24 protein-coding genes are annotated in these 24,797 nt (G+C 37.6%); 21 read left to right on the plus strand and 3 right to left on the minus strand.

Annotated elements, in window-relative coordinates:
• The first annotated feature begins 47 nt into the window (after positions 1-47).
• From V4762_RS00970 to V4762_RS00985, 4 genes are all read left to right on the plus strand, one after another.
• Positions 48-1,343, plus strand: a complete 1,296-nt coding sequence (locus V4762_RS00970) for an MFS transporter (RefSeq protein WP_347313891.1) — start codon at positions 48-50, stop codon at positions 1,341-1,343.
• 156 nt (positions 1,344-1,499) lie between these two features.
• Positions 1,500-1,787: a co-chaperone GroES gene (gene groES, locus V4762_RS00975; protein ID WP_347313892.1), complete on the plus strand. Its 288-nt coding sequence runs from the start codon at positions 1,500-1,502 to the stop codon at positions 1,785-1,787.
• A gap of 15 nt (positions 1,788-1,802) precedes the next feature.
• Positions 1,803-3,440 carry a chaperonin GroEL gene (groL, locus tag V4762_RS00980; RefSeq protein ID WP_347313893.1) on the plus strand — a complete coding sequence of 546 codons (1,638 nt, stop codon included), beginning with the start codon at positions 1,803-1,805 and terminating at the stop codon, positions 3,438-3,440.
• Positions 3,441-3,647: 207 nt separating this feature from the next.
• The gene (locus V4762_RS00985) at positions 3,648-5,834 is read left to right on the plus strand and encodes a methyl-accepting chemotaxis protein (RefSeq protein ID WP_347313894.1); all 2,187 of its coding nucleotides are present in this window, start codon (positions 3,648-3,650) and stop codon (positions 5,832-5,834) included.
• 41 nt (positions 5,835-5,875) lie between these two features.
• Here the strand turns inward: V4762_RS00985 and V4762_RS00990 are convergent, their stop codons facing one another.
• Genes V4762_RS00990 through V4762_RS01000 form a run of 3 tightly spaced genes read right to left on the minus strand, consistent with a single transcriptional unit; the run spans position 5,876 to position 7,758 of the window.
• Positions 5,876-6,343, minus strand: coding sequence for a methylated-DNA--[protein]-cysteine S-methyltransferase (locus V4762_RS00990; RefSeq protein WP_347313895.1), 468 nt, complete (start codon positions 6,341-6,343; stop codon positions 5,876-5,878).
• A gap of 14 nt (positions 6,344-6,357) precedes the next feature.
• Entirely contained in the window at positions 6,358-7,014 is a 657-nt protein-coding gene (locus tag V4762_RS00995) for a hypothetical protein (protein WP_347313896.1), read from the minus strand.
• An 18-nt stretch (positions 7,015-7,032) separates the two neighbouring features.
• Positions 7,033-7,758: an MBL fold metallo-hydrolase gene (locus V4762_RS01000; RefSeq protein WP_347313897.1), complete on the minus strand. Its 726-nt coding sequence runs from the start codon at positions 7,756-7,758 to the stop codon at positions 7,033-7,035.
• 97 nt (positions 7,759-7,855) lie between these two features.
• On the opposite strand from V4762_RS01000, the gene V4762_RS01005 reads away from it, so the two are divergent.
• The 17 genes from V4762_RS01005 to V4762_RS01085 all read left to right on the plus strand — a co-directional run bounded on the left by V4762_RS01005 (position 7,856) and on the right by V4762_RS01085 (position 24,539).
• On the plus strand, positions 7,856-9,448 hold the full coding sequence (locus V4762_RS01005) for a gamma-glutamyltransferase family protein (RefSeq protein ID WP_347313898.1): 1,593 nt from the start codon (positions 7,856-7,858) through the stop codon (positions 9,446-9,448).
• The gene (locus V4762_RS01010) at positions 9,439-11,724 is read left to right on the plus strand and encodes an FAD-binding oxidoreductase (RefSeq protein WP_347313899.1); all 2,286 of its coding nucleotides are present in this window, start codon (positions 9,439-9,441) and stop codon (positions 11,722-11,724) included. Before V4762_RS01005 ends, V4762_RS01010 begins: the two co-directional genes overlap by 10 nt.
• Positions 11,725-11,805: 81 nt before the next feature.
• Positions 11,806-12,444: a peroxiredoxin gene (locus V4762_RS01015; RefSeq protein ID WP_347313900.1), complete on the plus strand. Its 639-nt coding sequence runs from the start codon at positions 11,806-11,808 to the stop codon at positions 12,442-12,444.
• Between the two features lie 148 nt (positions 12,445-12,592).
• A complete protein-coding gene (locus V4762_RS01020) occupies positions 12,593-13,702 on the plus strand; it encodes an acyltransferase family protein (protein ID WP_347313901.1) in 1,110 nt (369 codons plus the stop codon).
• 47 nt (positions 13,703-13,749) lie between these two features.
• Positions 13,750-14,832, plus strand: coding sequence for a glucose-1-phosphate thymidylyltransferase (locus V4762_RS01025; RefSeq protein WP_347313902.1), 1,083 nt, complete (start codon positions 13,750-13,752; stop codon positions 14,830-14,832).
• Complete coding sequence (gene rfbD, locus V4762_RS01030) at positions 14,832-15,665, plus strand: dTDP-4-dehydrorhamnose reductase (RefSeq protein WP_347313904.1); 834 nt, start codon at positions 14,832-14,834, stop codon at positions 15,663-15,665. Before V4762_RS01025 ends, rfbD begins: the two co-directional genes overlap by 1 nt.
• 47 nt (positions 15,666-15,712) lie before the next feature.
• Complete coding sequence (locus V4762_RS01035) at positions 15,713-17,434, plus strand: BamA/OMP85 family outer membrane protein (protein WP_347313906.1); 1,722 nt, start codon at positions 15,713-15,715, stop codon at positions 17,432-17,434.
• 112 nt (positions 17,435-17,546) lie between these two features.
• On the plus strand, positions 17,547-18,023 hold the full coding sequence (locus V4762_RS01040) for an OmpH/Skp family outer membrane protein (RefSeq protein WP_347313907.1): 477 nt from the start codon (positions 17,547-17,549) through the stop codon (positions 18,021-18,023).
• On the plus strand, positions 18,013-19,053 hold the full coding sequence (lpxD, locus tag V4762_RS01045) for a UDP-3-O-(3-hydroxymyristoyl)glucosamine N-acyltransferase (RefSeq protein ID WP_347313908.1): 1,041 nt from the start codon (positions 18,013-18,015) through the stop codon (positions 19,051-19,053). Before V4762_RS01040 ends, lpxD begins: the two co-directional genes overlap by 11 nt.
• Before the next feature lie 66 nt (positions 19,054-19,119).
• Positions 19,120-19,584, plus strand: coding sequence for a hypothetical protein (locus V4762_RS01050; RefSeq protein WP_347313909.1), 465 nt, complete (start codon positions 19,120-19,122; stop codon positions 19,582-19,584).
• Positions 19,572-20,363, plus strand: coding sequence for a UDP-3-O-acyl-N-acetylglucosamine deacetylase (locus V4762_RS01055; RefSeq protein ID WP_347313921.1), 792 nt, complete (start codon positions 19,572-19,574; stop codon positions 20,361-20,363). Before V4762_RS01050 ends, V4762_RS01055 begins: the two co-directional genes overlap by 13 nt.
• Positions 20,364-20,399: 36 nt before the next feature.
• Entirely contained in the window at positions 20,400-20,825 is a 426-nt protein-coding gene (gene fabZ, locus V4762_RS01060) for a 3-hydroxyacyl-ACP dehydratase FabZ (RefSeq protein WP_347313910.1), read from the plus strand.
• A 1-nt stretch (position 20,826) separates the two neighbouring features.
• The gene (lpxA, locus tag V4762_RS01065; protein ID WP_347313911.1) at positions 20,827-21,612 is read left to right on the plus strand and encodes an acyl-ACP--UDP-N-acetylglucosamine O-acyltransferase; all 786 of its coding nucleotides are present in this window, start codon (positions 20,827-20,829) and stop codon (positions 21,610-21,612) included.
• On the plus strand, positions 21,596-22,405 hold the full coding sequence (gene kdsA / locus V4762_RS01070) for a 3-deoxy-8-phosphooctulonate synthase (RefSeq protein WP_347313912.1): 810 nt from the start codon (positions 21,596-21,598) through the stop codon (positions 22,403-22,405). The genes lpxA and kdsA overlap by 17 nt, the downstream gene beginning before the upstream one ends.
• A 57-nt stretch (positions 22,406-22,462) precedes the next feature.
• Positions 22,463-23,434: a KpsF/GutQ family sugar-phosphate isomerase gene (locus V4762_RS01075; protein ID WP_347313913.1), complete on the plus strand. Its 972-nt coding sequence runs from the start codon at positions 22,463-22,465 to the stop codon at positions 23,432-23,434.
• Between the two features lie 53 nt (positions 23,435-23,487).
• Entirely contained in the window at positions 23,488-24,012 is a 525-nt protein-coding gene (locus V4762_RS01080) for a KdsC family phosphatase (protein ID WP_347313914.1), read from the plus strand.
• Positions 24,013-24,014: 2 nt separating this feature from the next.
• Complete coding sequence (locus V4762_RS01085; RefSeq protein ID WP_347313915.1) at positions 24,015-24,539, plus strand: hypothetical protein; 525 nt, start codon at positions 24,015-24,017, stop codon at positions 24,537-24,539.
• Positions 24,540-24,797 lie beyond the last annotated feature (258 nt).

The following is a 24,797-nucleotide window of genomic DNA, read 5'->3' on the forward strand; positions in this document are numbered from 1 at the left end:
TTTTGCTATATAATACGTAATATTAATTTTCAAGGGAGGTTTTGGTGGTGGACAGAACTCAATTAGATGAGATGTTAAAAAGAACATTGAGCAAAAGGTATTTTAATGTGATTTTGCCATTATTTATTGCTTCTGTATTGGCATTTCTCGATCGCCTCAATCTGAGCTATGCTGCACTGACTATGAACAAGGCGTTAGGCTTTTCACCTGAGGTTTTCGGTTTTGGTGCAGGCATTTTATTTTGGGGATATGTGCTTTTTGAAGTCCCGGGCGCTATATGTGCTGCAAAATGGAGTGCGTCAAAATGGATTGTGAGAATTCTAGTTACGTGGAGCATCGCTACCTCTCTTATGATTTTTGTTAAAACCCCAATAGAGTTTTACGTTGTTCGATTTTTAATAGGAGCTGCTGAGGCAAGCTTTTATCCAGTGTGCTATGCTATTTTTTTCCCAAGATGGTTCGCACCAAATGAAAGGGCCAGAGCAATTTCTATCATGCTTACCTCTCTACTGGTTGCAAGTATTATAGGATCGCCATTAGCTGGCATTATAATTGGGACATCAATGTTTAATATGGTTGGCTGGCAGCTTTTGTTCCTTGTAGAAGGTTGTCTGTCCCTTCTTCTTGGCATAGTTTTGTGGTTTTGGCTCAAAGATTGGCCTAAAGATGTGAATTGGCTAACAGCTGAAGAAAAACTTCTATTTTCTGACCTTTATCAGCATGAGATAACCGCTAAAAACAAAGTAAGGAAATACACATTGTTGGAAGGGCTCAAAGATCCTGAGGTTCTAAAACTTGGTTTTATTTATTTTATGTGGATTGTGGGCTTTTGGGGTTTTGGTTTTTGGCTGCCCACTGTTTTGAAATCGGTTTCAGGCCTGTCTAATGCAAATGTTAGCTTTTTGGTTACAATACCAATGGTGCTTTCTCTAATAGGATTTTTAATTGTTGGCAATTCGTCTTCTAAAAGCGGTGAAAAGAGATATCACGTAGCAGTTCCATTGTTTATAGGAGCTATAGGCTTAGCTGGCACAGTGTTAACAACCGATCCACTTTTGAACTTTGTTTTTATTAACCTTGCTGCAATAGGTGTATACAGTGGAATGGGCGTGTGGTGGTCTATTCCAACTACATTTTTATCTGAGGGCGCAGCTGCTGGGGCAATTGGTTTGATAAACTCTATTGGCAACATAGGTGGGTGGGTTGGACCCTTTTTAATAGGCATTGTGAAGAGTTATACGGGCTCATATAACTTGGCTTATTTGTGCTTGGCACTATCTTTGATTATCTCCGGACTATTGATATATACCTTGCCGAAAAAACGCCCAACTGACAACTTCTAATTGCTGAAAAATTTAATAAGATAACCTTATCAAAGCACTAATATCGGGAAGTTTTTAACCCCTTGACATTAGTGATTAAACGATATAATATTTTATTTGTTAGCACTCATCAAAGTTTAGTGCTAACAAATAATTAAAAATTTTGGAGGTGATTCTATGAATCTTAAACCATTGGGCGATCGCATAATTGTTGAGCCTGTGGAAGCTGAGGAGAGGACTTTATCTGGTATAGTTTTGCCAGACACTGCAAAGGAAAAACCACAAGAGGGCGTTGTGGTTGCCGTTGGGACGGGCAGAATTCTTGATAATGGAACAAGGGTAGCCTTGGAAGTAAAAGTAGGAGACAGAGTTGTTTTTGCCAAGTATGGCGGTACAGAGATTAAGGTCGATGCAAAGGATTATTTGATCCTTGCAGAACGCGATATATACGCTATTAAAGGATAATTAGGAGGTGAATGTATGGCTGCTAAAATGATAGCATTTGACGAAGAGGCAAGAAGGGCACTTGAAAAAGGCGTTAACGCTGTTGCTGACGCTGTAAAGGTAACATTGGGACCAAAGGGAAGAAACGTTGTATTAGAGAAAAAATGGGGTTCGCCGACAATTACAAATGACGGTGTGACCATAGCTAAAGAGATAGAATTAGAAGATCCTTATGAGAATATGGGTGCACAGCTTTTAAAAGAAGTTGCTTCTAAGACGAACGATATAGCTGGAGACGGAACTACTACTGCAACCGTTCTTGCACAGGCTATGGTGCAGGAAGGGTTGAAGATGGTTGCTGCCGGCGCTTCACCTCTATCGGTTAAGAAGGGCATAGAGAACTCAGTAAAAGTTGTTATTCAGGAAATTAAAAAGATGAGCCTGCCTGTCGAGACAAAGGAAGCTATTGCACAGGTTGCAACCATTTCTGCTAATGACAAATTCATTGGTGAAAGAGTTGCTGAGGCAATGGACAAGGTTGGCAAAGACGGAGTAATAACTGTTGAAGAGTCAAAGGGTATTGAAACTAGCGTTGATATCGTTGAGGGTATGGAATTCGATAAGGGTTATGTATCTCCCTATCTCGTGACCGATCCAGAGAGGATGGAGGCAGAGCTCGACGAACCATATATTCTTATTACAGATAAGAAGATAAACATCTTAAAAGATATATTGCCAGTACTTGAAGAAATTGCAAGAAATGGCAAACCAATGCTTATTATTGCCGAGGATTTAGAAGGTGAAGCACTTGCAACGATCGTTGTGAACAAGCTTAGAAAGACATTAAATGTGGTTGCTGTAAAGGCGCCAGGATTTGGTGACAGGAGGAAGGCAATGCTTCAGGATATCGCCATCCTTACTGGCGGAGAGGTAGTATCTGAGGATGTAGGTCTGAAACTTGAGAATACAAAGATTGAGCATCTTGGCAGAGCCGAAAAGGTAAAGGTTACAAAGGAAAAGACTACAATAATTAATGGTAAAGGTTCCGTTGAGGCTATTAAAGGAAGAATAGCTCAGATTAAAAAAGAAATCGAGCAGACAGATTCCAACTATGACAGAGAAAAGCTTCAGGAGCGCTTAGCAAAGCTTTCAGGCGGCGTTGCAGTTATCAAAGTAGGAGCTGCGACAGAAACCGAGCTTAAGGAAAAGAAACACCGTATGGAGGATGCTCTTTCTGCAACACGTGCAGCTGTTGAAGAGGGCATAGTATCTGGTGGTGGCGCTACATTAATACATGCCTTGAAGGCTCTTGACAGCTTGGGCTACGAGGGCGAAGAGAAAGTTGGTCTTGAAATAGTAAAGAAGGCACTTCAGGTTCCTTGTAAACAAATAGCTTCAAACGCAGGTTTTGAGGGTTCAGTTGTTGTGGCAAGGCTTAAAGAAGAGAAGCCTGGCGTTGGATTTGATGCTTCTAATGGAACCTATGTCGACATGGTGAAGAGCGGAATTGTTGATCCTGCCAAGGTGACTCGTTCAGCAGTTCAAAATGCTGCATCTATAGCCGGCATGATCCTTACTACCAATACACTTATTGCCGATAAGCCTAAGAAAGAGGCACCAATGCCAGCAGCTCCAGGCGGCATGGGCGGCATGGGCGGCATGGGAGACTTCTAAAAGTTGTTTGGATAGTATCTTTAATAGTGTGCCCCTCCAGTGATGGAGGGGTTTTTATTTTATTTGTAAAATTTAATAACTTGTAATTGAATTATAATGATAATAAAAAAAATTTTTTACTTTTGATATATAATATTATTATAAAAGTAATTTACACCTAGAAATAATTATTATTACATTATATTTTGCTTTCAAGGGGGCAAGTAGATGAAAAAGTTCTTTAAATTTTTTTTAGATCTATCTTTAAGAAAGAAATTAGGGTTTTCTGTTTTTGTAAGTTTTCTTGTTTTTGGCCTATTTCTGTCGGGTGGGGGCCTATTGCAACTGAGTAATGCTTTTAATATCTCTGCAAACTACGACGTAAAGACACTTTACGATGGAGCAAATCTATTACTTGAGAGCGACATATCAACCGCAAAACAAATGGCTATAGTGGTTTCAAAGGAACCAGACGTAGTCTCTGCAATAAAGTCAAACAATATGGCACAACTTCAAACTATTCTAACTAGTTATGTGAAGGATCACCCAGGATTTTTTATTACCGTTGTAAATCCTCAGGAACAGGTATTAATGAGGGGGCACGATCCTGCAAAAAGGCTCGATACCATAAAAGAAGCGGTTGAGGTGAACAAGGCCCTTAAGGGCGAGGTGGTCTCGGGCATTTCGAAAGGCAATGTAACTGGGTTGTCTATTAGAGCAGGCGCACCCATAAAGGACGATACTGGCAAGATCATCGGTGCGGTTTCTACTGGCATGATGATATCTGGTTCTAATGCTATTGTGGATCAGATTAAAGAAAAGATGGGCGCAGAAGCGACATTTTTTGACAGCGATACGCGGGTTAGCACCACTCTCACAAAACAAGACGGCTCACGTGCCATCGGAACCAAGAAGGACAACTCCAAGATTTTGGATTCAGTCCTAAAGGAAGGAAAGCCTCTACAAATTAAAAACTCTCTATTTGGCAAGCCTTATTACTCATACTATGCTCCGTTGAAGGATATAGATGGCAAGGTTATAGGGATGCTCTTTGTTGCAAAGAGCGCAGGGTTCTATGATTCTGGGCTTTTTAATTTTACTTTAATTCAATTCGGTCTTAATTTGCTTGCAATTATTATAGGCATAGCGCTTCTTATGTTCGCATTGGAGATATTCTTGATGAAGCCAATATACAAAACTGTCGACGGAATAGAGAGAATAGCAAGAGGAGATATCAGCACCAAGATGCAGCGAGTATACGAAGACGAGATGGGCACTATCGCAAAATCTATTGAAAGAATGAGGCAAAGTCTGGTAAGCATAATTTCTAATATTAACTCTTCTTCAGACGAAATTTTAAATATTTCAGACCAACTCTTAAAGGTATCAGATTCAGTATCGTGTGCGGCACAGGAGGCGTCGAAAACTTCTGAGGGCACTGCAAAGGGCGTGGAAGCTCTTTCCAATATTGCACAAAAATTGACAAATAGCGCTCAGGTGCTTATAGGAGGCATTACTGCAATTGCAAAGGGAGCAGAGGAACAGGCGACAAACGCGTCTTCGATTGCCGAAAGCGTAGCCAATATTGCAAAGAATACCGACACTCTTCAAAAGGCTACATTAGGGGTTAATACTCTTGCGGCAAACGTAGATAAAAAAGCAAAAAATGGTCATGAAGTACTTGGCAAGAGAGAAGAGCTTGCAGAGAGAATTGCACACGCAGTTGATGATTTGTCCAAAAATATTGGCATTCTCGATCAAAGATCTGATGACATAGGAAAGATTGTCGATTTTATTTCAAATATAGCCGATCAGACAAATCTATTAGCCTTAAATGCAGCCATTGAAGCAGCAAGGGCGGGAGATGCGGGAAGAGGCTTTGCAGTTGTAGCTGATGAAGTCAGAAAGCTCGCTGAAGAATCACAAAAAGCAGCAAACGAAATAGCTCTCTTGATCAACGAAACAAGGAGAGAGACCAAGGCTGCATCGGCGTCAATGGCCGAGGCACTATCTGAAGTAGATGGCGGAAGGGCTCTGTCATCTGAAGTTAAGGGATCTTTTGATATGATTACTGTTAATATCGCAGGCTTGTTAAAGCAGATAACAAGGGCAAGGGATAGCGTAAATGAAGTTACGAGCGGTATAAAAAATATTGAGGCAAATGTTAGCAACCTTGCTGCTCTATCAGAAGAATATTCAGCTAGCGCAAACGAGATGAACGATGCTGCACTAGAAGTTCAGAAAGAAGTTGAAAATGTAGCCGCAATATCAGAAGAGAGCGCTGCCTCTACAGAAGAGATTTGTGCAACCACACAAGAGCAGACAGGAATGATGGATCAACTCAAGGGTATTTCTCAATCTCTAAAGGAGAAGATAGAAGGCCTTGATAAAGAAGTTGATAAGTTTAAAGTTTAAATAGCATTGCGTTAAAGTTAAAAAACTTAGAAAGGACTTCTTTAAGAAGTCCTTTCTAAGTTTAGAAGATATGATTTGATTTGGCTAAATTCATTATCCTGACCGAAAAAACCACCCTGGCCTTTTGTGGAAATAATTCTATGACATGGAACAATTATTGGCAGGACATTTTTACTGCAAGCGTTGCCGACTGCTCTTGTTGCAAGAGGTTTGTCAATTTCTTTTGCTATATCAGAATACCTTTTAACTTCTGAATACCCAATGCCCAATATTTTTTCCCAGACGATTTTTTGAAATTCCGTACCTAAAAGCTCATAATGAATGTCGAATTTTTTTCTTTTGCCATCTATGTACTCAGTTAACTGCATTACTTCATCTTTTAAGATAAGATCGTTTCTCTTTGGATTATTTTTTTCATAAAAAGACAAAAAACTATCATCATTTAGAAAAATTCTTTTAACAAATTCGTTTTCCTTCACTATATAAATATTTGAATATCTGTAAGACAAAGAAGAAAAATAACTCATTTAAGTAACTTTAATAAATATATTTCAAAGCCAGTTTTTCCATTTGATTTTATTCTTGCTATAAATGGAACAGCGCTGTCAGTTTTATACATAAAGCTTGTTCCCGAGATAAAAGCTGCACCAGTGTTGTCCTCTATTACTGTGTCTGATTTTGTCACCAGTGTTCCCCAAATATCATTCGTGTTAACTGGTCTTGACCAGCCGAGAAATCTAGCGTTCAATCTTACAAAGCTATTTATAAACTTATCCGGGCTATCGTTTATATCCTTTATCGTGACCAGGGGTATATCGTCTGCTGGTGAGATATAAATATCATACGTAAGAGGTTTTGAGCTTTCTTTGTCTGACTTGACAACTATTTTTGTGTTTGAGACCTTATCTGCAACTGCTTTGAAGTAATAGATTTTGTTACCTGACAAGCTCTCGTCTCTCGTTAGTTCTAGGAGATTTTTGTCATAATCTATAGAAAAATTACTATTATCTCGATCGTTGATGCTAATTTCAAAATATTCGCCCGGCAAAACAAGGTTTGTCTCTCCTTGTTTGAGGAGCAACTCGTTTTGAGATATGTTGCTAAGGTTAAAGTCGGCGTATGAAGTTTTTACAAGCATTAGCAAGGCTAAAATTAAAAAGATAAAGGTGCACTTTTTCATAATCTTTCTCCTTAATATTTAGGTAATTTTAAACTCTTTTGGCGCGGTCTCTTCCCAATTTGTATTGCTATAAATTATAACCTTTAAATCGGTTAATTTCTTTATTTCTTTGTTAAAGCTAAATATTGAGTCATGACCTGGAACAAAATTAATTGCCATCTGTTTTGCTCTTTTCAGCGACTCTCTATAATCGTGAATGTCTCCGAAAACAAGTAGCGTGTCCAATTCGTTGTAGAATTCTTTAATATTTTTGACAGCGTCTCCGCCTATCAAAGTTTTCGTGCTCTCTAAAAGAAATCCCATAGATCCAGGGGTGTGTCCAGGCAGATCTATTGCGACTATGTCATCTAAGACTTTCTCGTTATTTCTTAATATTACGGGATTTCTATTTAAAAGATAACTTATCATAGATTTAGGCACATAGAGATCTGATGCTTTTTCGAAAAAACCGCTTGTAATGTACTTGTATTCTCTTTCTGACATATAAATTTTAGCGTTTTCAAAAAGTTCAATGTTTATTGCGTGGTCAAAATGAAAGTGAGTAAGAAATATTCCCTTTATTTCTGATAAATTGACCCCTAAATTTTTTAGAGAATCTAAGAGCTCTCTTCTATCTCCATAACTGCCAGTATCAAAGAGAAAATAACCATTTGATGTGGACATCAAGACTACATTACACCATCCAAGCCACCCTCTGTTTGATTTTGCAGGGAAACCCTGTAATACAACCTTCAATCTATCCATTCTTACCCCCAATATTTTTGATCTTAATATATTATAGAGGAAATCTTGTCATAACAATATATAATTTTAGGAAACTACTCTAAACAAGAGGTGAAAGATGTTTGACTTTCAAAGATATCCCTATCCTTCAGAAAGGCACGTTTGCTTTGCAAAAAATGGAATGGTTCTTACTACCCAGCCACTTGCATCTCAGGCAGGTTTGTCTATTTTACAAAAAGGAGGCAATGCTGTTGACGCAGCCCTTGCAGCGGCTGCAGCCCTTACAGTGGTTGAACCAACTTCTTGCGGGGTTGGTGGGGACTCTTTCGCGATGATTTGGAAGGATTCCAAACTTCATGCCCTCAATTCAAGCGGGTATGCGCCTTCAAATATAAACCTTGATCTCTTGACTAAAAAAGGATTTAAGAAAATGCCTAGATTTGGATTTGAGTCTATTACTGTTCCTGGCGTAGCATGGGGATGGGGAGAGCTTTCGTCAAAGTTTGGAAGGCTAAGTCTTTCTGATGTATTTGCTCCTGCTATAGATTTAGCTCGCTATGGATATCCTGTATCGCCGATAATTTCTAGGCTATGGGAGAATTTCTACAATGTCATCTCAGAGCAAAAAGGAGATGAGTTTGGTCATTGGTTTGAAAACTTTGCAAAGGATGGGGCACCAAAGCCTGCTTCAATATTTAAAAATACTAATCTTGCCAAAACCTTAGAAGAATTAGCTCTAACTAATTGCAAATCCTTTTATGACGGCCCGCTAGCCGAAAAGATTGTTTCATTCTTTAAAAAACATAAAGGTTATATATCTGAGCGCGACTTAAAGGATTTTAAAGGCGAGTGGGTAGAGCCATTGAAAATTGACTATCACGGATATGATATATGGGAGCTTCCGCCAAACGGTCAAGGAATAGTGGCTCTTATGTCGCTAAACATCTTGAAACGTTTTGATATTTTAAGAGACAGCTCATATTTTCATAGATGTATTGAAGCGCTAAAATTGTCCTTTGAAGACGCTCTATCTTATGTTGGAGATATTAAAGATATGAAGAAAGATGTCTTGGAGCTTCTTAGCGAGGAGTATGGATTTAATAGATCGAAGGTTATATCAGATAGTGCTTTTTTGCCAAAAACTCAAAGTGCATATTGCGGGAATACCGTATATCTGTGTACCGCTGATGGCTATGGAAATATGGTTAGCTACATACAGAGCAACTACATGGGCTTTGGTTCTGGCATAGTAATAGATGATACTTCAATTGCTATGCACAATAGGGGGGCGAATTTCGTCCTTGAAGAGGGCCATCCCAATTGCATTGCCCCGAAGAAAAGGCCATATCATACTATTATTCCTGGTTTTATAACGAAAGATTACAATGCAGTTGGCCCATTCGGCGTAATGGGGGCATTTATGCAGCCACAGGGACACGTTCAGGTCCTTGTAAATATGATCAACTTTTTGGATAATCCTCAGGCTGCACTTGATGCGCCAAGATTTCAGTGGCTTGGCGGCAAGAAGGTGCTTGTTGAAAGTGGGATTGGCCAAAATATAGCTGATGACCTTGTGAAGATGGGACACGACGTAGATGTTACTTCAGATTCAATAAGCTTTGGCAGAGGACAGATTATTGTCAAATTGGACAATGGAGTTTTGGTTGGTGGATCAGAGCCAAGAGCAGATGGATATCCTGCATGCTATTAGAAATAGATAGCGTAAATCAAGTATTATGCGTCGATCCAAATATTTTGGTTAGAGACTTAAATTTAGAACTGTCTAAGGGGGATCTTGTTTTCTTGCCTACTGCCAACCAACTTTATCCGCAGTTGAGGATTGTTGACCTTTTTCATCTAAAATTGCCAAATCCATCTCATCATCTGTATGGCTCTATCTTTAATTTTGCATTAGGTTCAATCTTTGAGACAAAATTTGGTAAGAAAATCGATCTAAATAAAAAAGTGGTAAAGTGTGCGAGCGGCTACGACTTTACAAGGTTTTTGCTAGGTTTTAAAGAGTTAGCTATTCCAACAAATTTAGTGCTCAGACTGCATCCAAAGAGAGAAAACAGGATTTTTAATTTTTTTCTTGAAGAAATTTCTCAATTAACCAATTTGAATTCTATTTTAGAACAATTAAGGGTTCTCACCTTTGCTTTTTATTTAATACACAAGGAAGAATTTTTTGATAAATTCTTTGCAACGATTATAGTTGACAAAGAGGTGGCAGGTGAACTTGAAATTCAGCTAAAGCCCTTAATTGGCAGTAATTCAGGAAATCATGAAGTTTCAGAACTAAATTTTCCAAATGATGAGGGCTTGATTAAAAAGATAAAATTTGATAATAAAGATTTTATAGATAAGACGAAACGTATTAAAAATATTTTAAAAGGCTTAAATATAGACTGCGATGAAATTATTTTTCCACTAATGAGCCTTGTTTGCTTAATTTTTAAGGAATTTAGCGATTTAGAAAAATTCGAAAGGGCATTTCAATCTGAATTTATAAATGATCAAGGTTTTTATTCTAATCTTAACTCTAATGATAAGATTGATAAAATAAAGGCTGATATTCTTAACGCAGTTCAGAAAATTGATTTAAAAGATAATCATATCAAGACTTCACTGCCATATTCTAAGTTTAAAAAAGAACTTGAAAGATCTATAGGCAAAAGAAGGATAACCGATGATTCAGAGGACCTCTATTTGTACTCTTATGACGCAACCTTTAAGAACTCTTTGCCTGAGATGGTAGTTTTTGGCGAATCCACTCAACAAATTTCTCAGGTTTTGAATCTTGCAAGCAAGTATAGGGTTTCTGTTACCTGTAGGGGTGCTGGTACCAATCTTTCTGGCGGCAGCGTGCCCCTAAAAGGGGGGATATCCCTTGTGCTAACTCAAATGAACAAAATTATTAGCCTGGATGTGGATAACAAGTTGGCTGTTGTTGAGCCTGGTGTTGTAACGAAAGAGCTTGCAGACTTCGCCTCTAAAAAGGGTCTTTTTTATCCTCCGGACCCTGCAAGCAGTGCGTGGTGCACTATTGGCGGCAACGTGTCTGAGTGTGCGGGAGGGCCAATGTGTTTTAAATATGGTGTTACTAGAGACTACATTGAATTTCTCGAAGTTGTTTTGTCAGATGGCAGCGTGATAAGTGTCGACGTATTTCAAAATCCAGACCTAATTGATTTGTTTACTGGTTCTGAGGGTACACTTGGAGTGTTTACAAAGGTAGGCTTAAGGCTTATAAGAAATCCAGACACAAGAAATCTCTTTTTGATAAGCTTTAAAGACCTTGAAGATGCTGCAGTTTGTATAAACGATATAGTTAGCCAGGGCATAGTACCCAAGACCTTTGAAATAATGGACAGGACTGCCATAGATATAGTGAAGGAATATGCCTTTTTTGATGTGTCTTCTGATACAAATGCCTTGCTTATCCTTGAGGTTGACGGCATTAAGGAGGAAGTAGAATCAGTTGTTAATACAATTGCCAAATTTTTGAATTCGAAAGGTTTTAACTTTATTTTAGCAAAAGATAATAACGAAATGGACAAAATTTGGATTCTGAGAAGAGCTATATCTCCTGCTTGCGGAAAAATAGCTCCAACAAAGATTTCTGAAGACGCTACCGTACCGCGTTCGAAAATTGCCGATATGATAAAGGGAATAAACTTAATTGCCAAAAAATACTCTTTGAAAGTAATAATCTTTGGTCATGCTGGAGATGGAAATCTTCACCCAAATATACTTACCGATAAGAGAAATGAAGAGGAAATGAAAAGAGTGCAAGATGCTATAAGAGAAATATTTGAATTGGCGATAAATCTTGGGGGTACGCTTTCAGGAGAACACGGAATAGGCTATATGAAGGCCCCCTTTCTAAGGCTTGAGTTTGATGAAGGAGCTATAGAACTCGGAAGGGCTATAAAGGCTGCACTCGATCCCAACAGTTTGCTAAATCCAGATAAGATTTTTGATTAGGCATTAAATTTAGATTGACAAAAATTTAATTTTAAGTAATAATAATAATAATTATTACTTAAAAAATTAGGAGGTAATTTTATGACGTTTCCGCTTTTGGGTGAAAAAATTGAAAATAGAAAAGTAAAAACAACTCAGGGCTTGGTTAATCTACCAGATGATTATTCTGGTAAATGGGTAGTGTTATTTAGCCATCCTGCTGACTTTACGCCAGTGTGTACCACTGAATTCGTTGCTTTTCAAAAAAAGTTAGGTGATTTTAAGGCTTTGAATGCTGAATTAATTGGCTTGTCAATTGATCAGGTATTTTCTCACATTAAATGGATTGAGTGGATTAAAGAAAAACTTGGAGTAAACATTGAATTTCCTGTAATTGCAGATGATATGGGTGAGGTAGCAAAATCTTTTGGAATGATACAGCCTGCAAAAGGGACAAACACAGTTAGGGCAGTGTTTGTAATTGACGATAAATCTATATTAAGGCTTGTATTGTATTATCCACAAGAATTGGGCAGAAATATAGATGAGATACTTAGAGCAGTTAAAGCCTTGCAGGTCTCTGATAAAAATAAGGTTGCAATTCCAGCAAATTGGCCCAATAGTGATTTGGTAGGCTCTGACGTAATAGTTCCACCTCCTTCTGATGTAAAAGGTGCCGCAGAAAGGTCGGGTCAAGTCAATTGTTTTGATTGGTGGTTTTGTCACAAGAGCGTTAAGTAGAATTTATAATTAATAAATTTAATTTAATAATATTTTAGCAGTTACGGAATTATTAATTCTGTGACTGCTAATTTTTTGGGATATTTTTTATTCATAAACTTTCAAATGACATTATTTTATGACATTATTTATGCTAATATAATAGTTTATGCAAAAGAGAATTGATTGGGTCGATAAAGCAAAATTTTATGGAATATTTTGGATAGCTTTTGGGCATACCACCTATTTTTCTCCTGAAGTATTAATTAAATATGCATATTCATTTCATTTGGCTCTTTTTTGGTTTGTAGCAGGCTTTGTGTTTAACCCAAAGCTTAAGATGGGTCCTGGTCATGTCCTTTTAAGAAATATAAGAAGATATATTATTCCCTATTTCTTTTTTGGGATTCTTATTTATATATATTCTATGCTTATCCTGACCTCACATAGACCGATTTTCTTTACGTACTTTACAAATCTCTTAATAGTAAAAGAGAATCAATTTACAACGCCCCTTTGGTTCTTGCCTGCGATATTTTTTGTTTCTACTTTGTATGATTATGTTTTAAGGTGTTCAAAGAAAAAGTATATAATCTTTGTTATCTTTATCTCTTGTATGTGTATTGGGTTACAAATTGACGCTATAAGCTCATCTTTAAAACTTTTTGACAACGCTCAAGTTTTTTGGTTAAGAGCCATTAGAAGCTATGGAGTTTTATTTTTTTGGGGAATCGCAGCGGGGTTTATATGGTTTGGTTTGGGGTATGCTTTCAAAAGCTCTAAATTTCTAAACACCTTATTGAATAATTTTATAGGGATAAAAAAATATAAATTATTGCTCTTTTTATTTGTTCTTATAATAAACGCTGCGCTTTTTTTACTCATTGACGAATTTGATGTATTTCAAGGCCTGTTTTTTTCTGACTTTTTGGGATATTTTGTAACTATTAGTGGAATATCATTCTGGCTTTATGTATCAAATATTACAAAAAACAACCCTTTTATGCTTTACATTGGTAAAAACACCCTTACTGTGTTTACCCTTCATGAGGCAATCTTTTACTTTTTTCAAAAAACAAATGAATATCTTTTTTACCATTTCGGCTTTCCTGATTTTTTTATCACGAGCAAAAAATTTTTTATCGAACAATGTATTAGCGGCTTTGGTTTGACAGCGGTTTCTTTATTTTTTTCTATCCTTGTAATATGGTTTCTAAATAGATATTTTTCTATTTTTTTGGGCAGACTATCAAGAAGGACAATGGGTAATAATAAATAAAATCATAATTGTGTTTTATAATAATAAGAAAAAATAAAGGGGTTCTTATGAAAAGAGCAAAGGCGCTTATATTAAGTGGTGGCAAGGGAACAAGGCTCAGGCCATTTACCTACACCTTTACAAAACAGCTGATACCTGTAGCCAATAGACCTATACTATATTTTGTTATCGATGACATACTACAGGCTGGGATAGAGGATATTGGGGTAATAATAGCTCCTGAGACAGGTGAAGAGGTAAAAAGAGTTCTTGCAGAGTATACTTTTGACAATAAAAAAATAGATTTTAATTTTATCTTGCAGGAAAAGCCTCTTGGTTTGGCGCACGCAGTTAAAACCGCCCAGGGCTTTTTGCAGGATAGTCCTTTTGTGATGTTTTTGGGCGATAATCTCATAGAGAATGGTATAAGTTCTTATATAGATAGATTTTTTTCTGAAGGTCTTGATGCGATGATCTTTCTTAAAGAGGTTGATGATCCTACGAGATTTGGAGTCGCTGTTTTAGATGACAATGGCAATGTAACAAAACTTATAGAGAAACCAAAGGATCCGCCTTCAAACCTTGCCCTTGTGGGAATTTACATTTTCTCGAATAAGATTCACGACGCTATCAAGCTGATAAAGCCTTCCTGGAGAAATGAGCTTGAGATTACAGACGCAATAGATACAATGGTCACAGGAAAAAATTTTGTAAAAGCACAGGTTCTACAAGGTTGGTGGCTTGATACAGGCAAAAAAGATGAAATTTTGGAAGCGAATAGAATAGTCTTGGATGAAAAGATTAAAAGACAGGTTTTGGGAGAAAATGTAGACTCTAAAATTGTTGGCAGGGTTCAAGTTGATAGAACTGCAAGAATTGAGAGGAGTGAAGTCAGAGGACCAGCGGTCATAGGGGCTGGAGCGATTATAATAGATTCATTTATAGGGCCATATACCAGCATCGGTGACAGGTGCCATATTGAGAAAAGTGAGATTGAACACTCTGTCGTCCTTGAGGAAAGTAAAATTTTTGGCGTAGGGAGAATCGATACCTCTTTGATAGGTAGAAGGACATATATTTCCAAAGAAGAAGAATTGGTAAAGGCTTATAGGTTTTTTATAGGCGACGATGCCCAGGTTGAGGTTTATTAGTGAAAGTAATTCTTTTGGGTTCAAATGGTCAGCTCGCAAAAGAGTTTTTGACTAACTCAGCAAATTTTAATTTTGAGTTGATATCTTTTAATAAAACTATGTTGGACATAACTAACTTTTTTGAATTAAAAGAGGCGATGAAAAATTATATGCCAGATATTGTTTTAAACTGTGCTGCCTATAACCAAGTTGATAGGGCTGAATCTGATCAGGAAACAGCGTATAGAGTTAACGCCTTGGGCCCCAGAAACCTTGCTGTGTTATCGAACGAACTTAACTTTGTACTTGTGCACTTTAGCTCAGACTATGTTTTTGATGGGACTTCGAAGAGACCGTATTTGATCTTTGATGAGACAAATCCAATTTCAGTTTATGGCAAATCAAAGCTTTCTGGCGAAAGAGAAGTGTCTTCTTTGTGCTCAAGGCATTATATTGTAAGGACTAGCTGGGTATTTGGTGATGGTCCAAACTCTTTTCCAAGGAAGCTTGTTGAGTGGTCTAAAGGCAAGAGCAGCCTTAAGATAGTAGACGATCAGATTTCTAGTCCAACTAGTGCAAGATATTTGGCCCTGAAAACATTAAATATGATAAATAATATGCCCTATGGCACTTACCATATTACAAATTCTGGATACTGCTCAAGATTTCAATGGGCTGAGTTTATTTTTAAGACCATTAAGTTAAATATAGAGCTTGTTCCTGCTAAGTCAGATGAATTTGTTACGCCTGCAAAAAGACCTTTATTTTCAGTTTTGGATAATTTCCCGCTGACTAGCGATGAAGACTGGAAAGATACTACCATCAATTATCTTTTAACAAATTTACAATTATGATATGATAGCTTTATCGAATCACAAAATTTATTGAGAGGGGAGAAAATATGCCCTGGCGTTTTTTTATAATTAGTTTTTTTCTCGTAACTTTATTGGTTGGTTTGTCTGCGGTTTCTTTTGCTGACGGGGGAAGTTCTGGCAGCAGCTATGTTAAGGTAACTGCATTTGGGGTAGAAGGTAATAAAAACATTGCGACTGAGGACATATTGTCTGCGGTCCCTTTTAGAATTGGCTCCAATATTACTCCAAATGACGTTCAAGAGAGTCTGAAGTCTATCTATGCTTTAGGTTATTTTAGCGATGTGAAGGCAAAAACAGAGCCATTTGAGGACGGAGTCAAGCTTATTTACGTTGTTACAGAGAATCCAATTCTTGAAGGAGTTCTAATACAAGGCAATACTGTTATCCCAACTGATAAAATTCTTAGCATAATGAATTTGCCCACAGGCAAAGTTTTTAACTACAACGAGATGGACAAGTCTCTAAAAAGGGTTGAGGATTACTATGCAAGCCAGGGATACACAGCAGCAAGGATAATGGACGCAAATCTTGATCCTTCGGGACATTTGTTGGTGACTATAGCAGAAGGAAAGATACAGGCTATAAAGATATTGGGCAACCACAGAACTGTAGAACACGTTATTAGAAGAGAGCTTAGCGTGAAGCCAGGCGAGATATTTAATTACAACAAAGTTAAGGCAGATATAAACAAACTTTATGATATGAACATATTTGACGATGTAGGCGTAATGTTTGAGCCAGGAACAAAGCCAGGCGAAATATTCCTTGACATAGACGTGAAGGAGAAGAAAACTGGTTCTGTTACGTTTGGGGCAGGATACAGCACTGCATACAATGCCATAGGTATGATAACTCTATCTGATACCAATATGTTCGGTAGGGCGCAAACTATGTCTATTGGACTGCAGTTTGGCACAAATCAATCCTATTATTCAATTAGCTTTTCAGATCCTAACTTCAACGATCACAATATGTCCTTTGCAGCAAACCTGTACAATTATAGAACTTATGGCTTGCTGATAGGCGGTTATACTACCGATGAGAAGGCAGCAGGGTTTAATATGTCATTTGGCTTCCCAATTTTCGATAAATATACAAGACAGACTATCACTCCTGGTTATGAAAGGGTTCACCTTTCTACAGATCAGACGATTAATCCAAACGATCAATATGATAGGCCAAACGGTTCTTATAGATCTCTAACCTATGCGCTATCAAGGGACACCAGGGATCAGACCAGAGACCCTCGTCAGGGATACTTTGCAAGCGCGAGCATATCTCAGACAAACGGCTTCCTTGGGGGGTCAAGTTTGTACTCATTCGACAAGGTGATTGCCGAATTCAGAGATTATATACCTTTGGATAAGTCAAAAGAACACGTATTTGCCTCTAGATTTATGGGTGGCACCTCTATAGTTCCTTCTGGCAAGATAATGCCTGTATACTATCAATACTATGTTGGCGGTCAGGGAACGGTTAGGGGCATAACAGATAACAAATACTATGGCAAATACTTTGCAATTGGCAATTTTGAATACAGGTTCCCATTTATAAGAGGCACTAGGGGCGCACTGTTTACCGATATTGGTGATGCCTGGGGCGGCAATACCGATTGGCCAAACTTTAAGCTTCATGCAGGCGTCGGTATGGGTATAATGTTAAATACCCCATTTGGCCCAGTTCGTGTTGATGGTGCATATTCGTCCAATCACTTCAAGGGTTACTTTGGTATGGGGAACCCATTCTAAGGTGCTAGAGGTTTTGCTTAAAGACGGTAATAATCAGTTAGCGGTGAAGAGCATAGGTGTTTGTTAAGTGCCTTACGCTAATAGTTTATTGAATATAAAAGGAGGGCTTTATTTGAAGAAGAGTTTGTTATTGTTTGCTTGTGCAATTTTAGTTTTGTTTACATTTCAAACTAAGGCGATGGCAAAGGACAATGTAGTTGCCTATATCGATCTTATGAAAGTTGAGGCAGGAGTTAACGAGTTGAAACCTCTTATCGATCAAAAGAATCAGGTTGAAACCCAATTTGAGCAATTGAGAAATCAGAAACAGCAAGAATTTGCTCAGGCTCAAGCTTCTGGCCAATCTCAAGATCAGCTGAAAAAGTTATACGATCAAATCAACCAGGAACTTGCTCTTAAGGCAAAAGACGTTGATGCTGCAAGATCTGCGATTGATGCGAAGTTGCAAACTGTGCTTCCTAAGATTAAAACAGCTATTGATGCGGTCGCAAAGCAAGATGGGGTCTCAATAGTTCTCGATAATGCTATAGTTTGGTGGGGCGGTTTGGACATTACCGATCAGGTAATAGCTAAGGTGAATGGACAATAAACTTTTATCCGAACTTGCTAAAGAAATTGGCGGTGTTTTAAGCGGAGATGACATTGCTGTAAATGATGTCAAACCCTTAGTTGTTGCATCTGGTAATGATTTAAGCTTTGTTATAGATAAGACCAATAATGAAAGTGCCCGCTCCTCGAAAGCGGGCGCCTTTCTTTGTTACAAGGGGTTTAAATCAGACAAGCCTACCATAGAGGTAGATTCGCCTAAATTGGCTCTGGCAAGAGTACTTAACATATTTTATCCGAAGATACATAGAGAGCCATATATTCACAAGAGTTCTGTAATATCTAACAGTGCCAATATTTCTGATAAATCATATATAGGTCCCTACTGTGTCATAGAAGATGGGGCTATCATAGAAGATGACGTTGAACTCGTAGCCTTTGTGTATGTCGGAGAGGGCACCTCGATCGGCAAGGGAACAAAGATATTCCCTTTTGTGAGCGTTAGAGAAAGATGTAGGATAGGCGAAAACTGCTTGATCCAAGCAGGTGTAACAATAGGAAATGATGGTTTTGGCTATGCGACTGATGCTTATGGGCATCATACATGGATACCACAGATAGGCGGAGTTTCAATAGGCGATGAGGTAGATATTGGATCAAATACTGCTATAGATAGAGGAGCCTTTTCTAACAGCGTTATCAAGGATAATGTAAAGATAGACAACCTTGTGCAAATTGCTCACAACTGCATCCTTGAAAAAAGCGTTATACTTGTTTCTATGGTTGGCTTATCGGGCTCTGTTCATGTCAAGGAAAATGCCGTTCTTGCTGGGCAAGTAGGTGCAAAGGATCACCTTACAATTGGAAAAGGAGCTACGGTTCTTGCAAAATCAGGTCTTATGAAAGATGTTCCAGATGGCTCAACTGTTATGGGTTATCCTGCGAGACCTTACATAGATTTTTTTAAAGAGAGAATTTTGATAGAACGACTACCTGAAATTGAAAAAAGAATTAAGAAGTTAGAAGAGCAGATTGAGAGCTTAAGCGATCAAAATAATTGCGAAGAATTTTAATTAAAAGCAGTAGTAAAGATTATATGCTTTTTATTATTTTTATATATATGTCTTTTAGGAGGAAAAATGAAAAATATCATTAGGTTACAGCAATTGGTTGTTGTTACAATTTTTCTCTCCCTATTTTTAATTTCCTTTTCTGCCAGTGCATTTTCATCAAATTTGGTAGAAGAGTATCCCAATGCGTCAATTGATTGGGGTAAAAATCAGATTGTTGCGATTGGTTTTGGTGTTGGAGGATTTACCAGCTCAGATCCCTTTAAAAGTTCTTACGATGCTGCAATGAAAAATGCTAAGGAAAGAATGATCTCTGTAATTATGATGCTAAAAGACAATAGAGGCGTTAGTTTGAAACAACTTTTATCTAATCCGCAAAATATGGATAAATTAAATGCATGGATTGAAAACCTTGATGCTAAGGTTCTAAAATACTCTGACAATAGCGTTAAAGTAATATTAACTGGAACATTGCAAGATAAACCCGACTCATTAGAAAATGCTTTAGGGGTTGAACTACAATCTCCAAATTAAATAAGGCTACATTCGAAGGTATAGGGATTCATACAGGCAAGGTTTGTAAGATTGAGGTTTATCCGTCTGATAAGGGGCTTTGGATAAAAAAAGGTGATATGATTTTCTCAAACTTTCAGGATATGGCTATTCATTCTGAAAACGCTACTGTTCTTGAAAATTGTTATTTTAGACTATCTACCGTTGAACATCTTTTATGCGCACTTGCTATGTTAAACGTTAATGACGCTGTAATTGAAATTTTACAGGGCGAAGAGATTCCGATTTTAGATGGAAGTGCTATTAAATTCTTTAAAAAATTATCTGATGTTTTTTCGAAAAAAAATAAAAAAAATATTTTTAAGTCTATTGAAAAGCCAATACTTTATAAAGAAGATGAATCTTTTATTTATCTGTTCCCATATAAAAGGTTTGAACTTAGGGTTTATTTGGATTATACTTCAAAGGGTTTAGGGCTTCTTAGCGACGAGTTTATTTTCGGAAGAGACAAAAGAGAATCCATTCTGAACTCGAGGACTTTCGGTTTTCTATCTGACTATGATTTATTAAAATCTAAGGGAAAGGCAATGGGAGCGTCTTTAGATAATGTTCTTGTATTCGATGAAAAAGGACACCCTTTAAGGAGAATGAGGAGCTCAAAAGAGGCGTCAAGGCACAAGATCCTTGATTTAATTGGAGATCTTTACCTTAATGGATTTTTGCCGCGTGCCCAGATAGTTGCTGTTAGGCCTAGCCATAAAATAAACACAGCAGTTAGTAAAATGCTAAACAAAATATAAATTTAGATTCTTTAGATTTATTGAGGAGGTGTTGTATTGTACGATATAAACGATATTATGAAGGTTTTACCGCACAGGTACCCTATGCTTTTGGTAGAAAAAATCCTTGAATTAGAACCAAACGTTAGGGCGGTAGGATTAAAAAATGTTTCAAATAACGATCCCTATCTTGTTGGACACTTCCCAAACGACCCTATTTTCCCTGGTGTTCTAATGGTAGAGGCAATGGCGCAGGTTGCGGGTTTTCTTTCACTGGTATCCTTGAAAAAAGAGGGGACAATTGCTTTTTTTAGTTCGGTAGAGAAGGCAAAATTTAGGAAAGTAGTGAGACCTGGCGACACCCTTATCATGGAGGCTAATGTGTCAAAGATAAAGTTGCCATTTTGTAAGATGAGTTGCACTGCTAAGGTAGAAGATAAGCTTGTGTGTGAAGCAGATCTAATGTTCTACCTTCCAAAATAATATGATTAAAGTTCACTCCACTGCGATAGTTTCTCCAAAGGCCAATATAGGTGATGAGGTAGAAATTGGCCCCTTTTGTATAGTTGAAGACGACGTGACGGTCGGTAGTAGCGCCCGTTTAGCTAATAACGTCTTGCTCAAAAATGGCACTAGAGTTGGCAATAATTGTCTTATATCAACTGGATCCTGTTTGGGTCAGGATCCGCAAGACTTTCACTATAAGGGCGAGAAAAGTTTTGTGAATATTGCGAATAACGTCACTATAAGAGAGTATGTGGTTATACACAAGGCAACAGGCGAGGGCGAAGAGACCTATGTAGGAGAAAATTCATATTTAATGTGCTATACGCACCTTGGTCACAATGCAAAGGTTTATGAAAATTGCACATTAGCTGCATATGCGGTTCTTGGAGGCCATGTAGTTGTTGAAAAAGAGGCCTTTCTGGGTGGCGCCTCAGCATTTCACCAATTTGTTAGAGTGGGCAGGATGTGTATGGTGGGAGGACTTGCAAAAGTTGTCCAAGACATACCGCCATTTGTGATGAGCGATGGAAACCCTGCTATTCCAAAGGGCCTAAACTTAGTGGCACTAAGGAGAAATGGCTTTTCTCAAGAGAAAATTAGCGCAATAAAAAAAATATATAAGATTTTGATAGAAGAGATTCACCCAAAAGATGAGCTTATAAGTATAATAAAGCGTGATTTTTCTAAATATGAGGAACACAAAGATTTTGTTGAGTTTATTATGAAAAGTAAAAGGGGTTTTAGGCGTGTTCAGGATAAATGATGTAGAAATTGGCGGCAAAGATTTATTTTTTATATTGGGCCCTTGTGTTATTGAAGGCGAAGACCACGTAATGAAAATGGCAAACATTATTAAGGAAATCGCAAATTCATTGAATATCCAGGTGATATTCAAAAGCTCATACGATAAAGCAAATAGAACGTCGCTCTCTTCATATAGAGGTCCTGGAATTAAAGAGGGATTGAGGATTCTTAATAGAGTAAAACGAGAAGTTGGTTTGCCAATAACTACTGATGTTCATAGTATAGAGGAAGTATCTATTGCGTCTGAAGTTATCGATCTAATTCAATTGCCTGCATTTTTATGCAGACAAACCGATCTGCTCTTATCTGCGGGCAAAGCAAAAAAGCCTGTCAACATTAAAAAAGGTCAATTTGTAGCGCCTCATTCTATTGGCCCAATGATTGAGAAGGTTAAGTCTACTGGCGAAGAAAGAGTTTGTATGACAGAAAGAGGATATTCTTTTGGGTACAACAACTTAGTGGTTGATATGAGGTCAATTCAGATCATGAGGTCATTTAATGTGCCAGTCATATTTGATGCAACTCATAGCGTTCAGCTACCAGGAGGTTTAGGGGATTCTTCGGGAGGAGAAAGAAAATTTGTTCCTACTCTTGCTAAGGCTGCTGTGGCAGCGGGCGCTGATGGCGTATTTATGGAATGTCATGACTGCCCTGAGTGTGCTCTTTGCGACGGTCCAAATTCTATGCCAGTTAATGAGGTTGAGGACCTTTTAAAGAGTCTGATAGCAATAAAAAAGATTGTAGGATCTTAAATAAACATAAACATCTTGAATTAAAATTTTACAATTGTTTACATTTTGGAGGCATTTATGGATAGAGAAGAAGTATTGTCCCTTGCTAAGGAGGTATGCTTTGTCGAAAGAGAGAGCATAGACCAACTTTGCGATAAGATTAATAAATCGTTTTTAGACGCCATAGATCTTATTCTTAACTGTGATGGGAGAGTAATTATCACGGGAATGGGGAAGTCGGGACTTATTGGCAGAAAGATTGCAGCAACTCTTTCAAGTACAGGAACTCCATCGTTGTTTTTACACCCTGCAGAGGGCATTCATGGCGATCTTGGTATGGTTACTGGCAAAGACCTTGTTATTGCAATTTCTTATAGCGGAGAAAATTCAGAGCTAATTACTATTTGCCCAGTTTTAAGAAGAATTGGGGTAAAGATAATTGCTATGACAGGCAACCTCTCATCTGCGCTTGCCACTTTGGCGGATATCGTGCTTGACATAGGCGTGAAGAAAGAGGCTTGTCCATATAATATTGTTCCTACCTCTTCAACAACGGTTACACTGGTTCTTGGAGATGCCCTTGCAATGTGTCTTTTGAAATTAAGAGACTTTAGACCTCAGGATTTCGCTCTTTTTCATCCAGGGGGCGCACTTGGCAGGAGTTTGATAACCAGGGTTTGTGATCTGATGCACAAGGGCAAAGACAACCCTGTAGTTAATCTCGAAACTATCGTCAAAGAGGCTCTTTTCGAGATCAGCAAAAAGGGTCTTGGCGCAGTTTCTGTTATTGATAAAAATGGCGTGCTAAAAGGTCTTATAACCGATGGCGATATAAGAAGGAAGGTAGAGATTGACGACCTGTTTTTAAAGAGACGTGCTGAAGAAGTTATGACAAAACAGCCTGTTTATATCCATGAAAAACGGTTAGCTACTGAGGCTTTGAAGATTTTGCAAGATAAAAATATAAATTTATTGCCTGTCGTGGACGAGGAATTAAGATCGGTAGGCATGATTCACTTACACGACATACTAAAGGCAGGCATAGTCTAAATTTAAATTTTTTTGATACAATTACTAAAAAATGTATAAAAAGGAGTTTTAGGTTGAGTCTTGAAGATAGAATAAAGAAAATAAAAATACTTGCCTTTGATGTAGACGGAGTTCTTACCGATGGAGGCATAGTTGTTTCTTCAAAAGAAGAAATAAAAGTTTTTAACGTAAAGGATGGTCTTGGCCTTGCGATGGCAAGGAGGCTGGGTTTTATAACTCTCTTTATAAGCGGCAGGAGTTCTATCTCTCTTGAAAATAGGGCAAGAGAGCTGAAAGTGGACTATCTTATAATGAGTTGTGACAATAAGATAGTTGAGCTAAACAAAATTCTGAAAGAGCTAAATATGAATTATGAGAACGTTGCTTATATGGGAGATGACTATAACGACTTGCCAATACTGGAAGTTTGTGGAGTGAGCGCTTGTCCGGGTGACGCCGTTGAGGCTGTAAGAGAAAGAGTTGATGTTGTTATTGAGGATTTTGGCGGTAAAGGCGCAGCGAGAGCGTTTATAGAAAAGATATTAAGAATCCAAAATAAGTTGGAACAGGGCATAAAACTGTATTTTGAAGATTATTAAAAGTGTATAGAAAATTTTTAGTATTAACTGTATTAGTTTTGCTAATATTTGCATCTCTTGCTTTGTTTACTAATTTCTTAATTTTACATAAATCCAATAATTCAAACAATGATACTGAAAAGCTAATAAATAGTTTTAAGGATATTCAGCTCCCATTTAAGATGAAGGCGAAAAACGTTTACGATAATCAAAATGAGATTATAGGCGATGATTTTGAAATAATTTATGATAAAAACGAATCAATTCTCATTACGGGCAAAAGTGCTGCATATGACAAAAAGACGAAGATGGTAAACATCTTGTCTGGAACAGTCTCTGTTAATGGATATACAATGTACTTTAATTCGGGGGAATTTGATCCAAACAATGGCACTTTAAAGTGTACCGACTTTAGTCTAAAGGGCAAGGATGAGCAGCTAAGTTCAAAAACTGCAGACATTGACTTTATAAACAAAAAGATAACTGCTAAGGATGCTGTAGTTAAGAGCTTAACCCATCTTCGTCAAAAACCTCCTAAATTTAGCTAAAATACCGTACCCCTAAAAACCCAAACGTTATCCAAAAGCCATCTTTTGTAGTAATATTTGTCATTTTGCTTAAAAAGTGTAATTTAGTGACTGAATATTAATATAGTACTTGACAAATAAAATTTGATAGTATATATTGTATTTATGTACATTCGACCTAACACAAAGACAGATAAAAAGAATAATAAAAAATATACAACATATGAACTTGTCCAATCCTACAACACACCAAAAGGACCAAGGCAGGAAGTTATCTTG

This window comes from Thermodesulfobium sp. 4217-1, from assembly GCF_039822205.1.
Taxonomy (GTDB): Bacteria; Thermodesulfobiota; Thermodesulfobiia; order Thermodesulfobiales; family Thermodesulfobiaceae; genus Thermodesulfobium.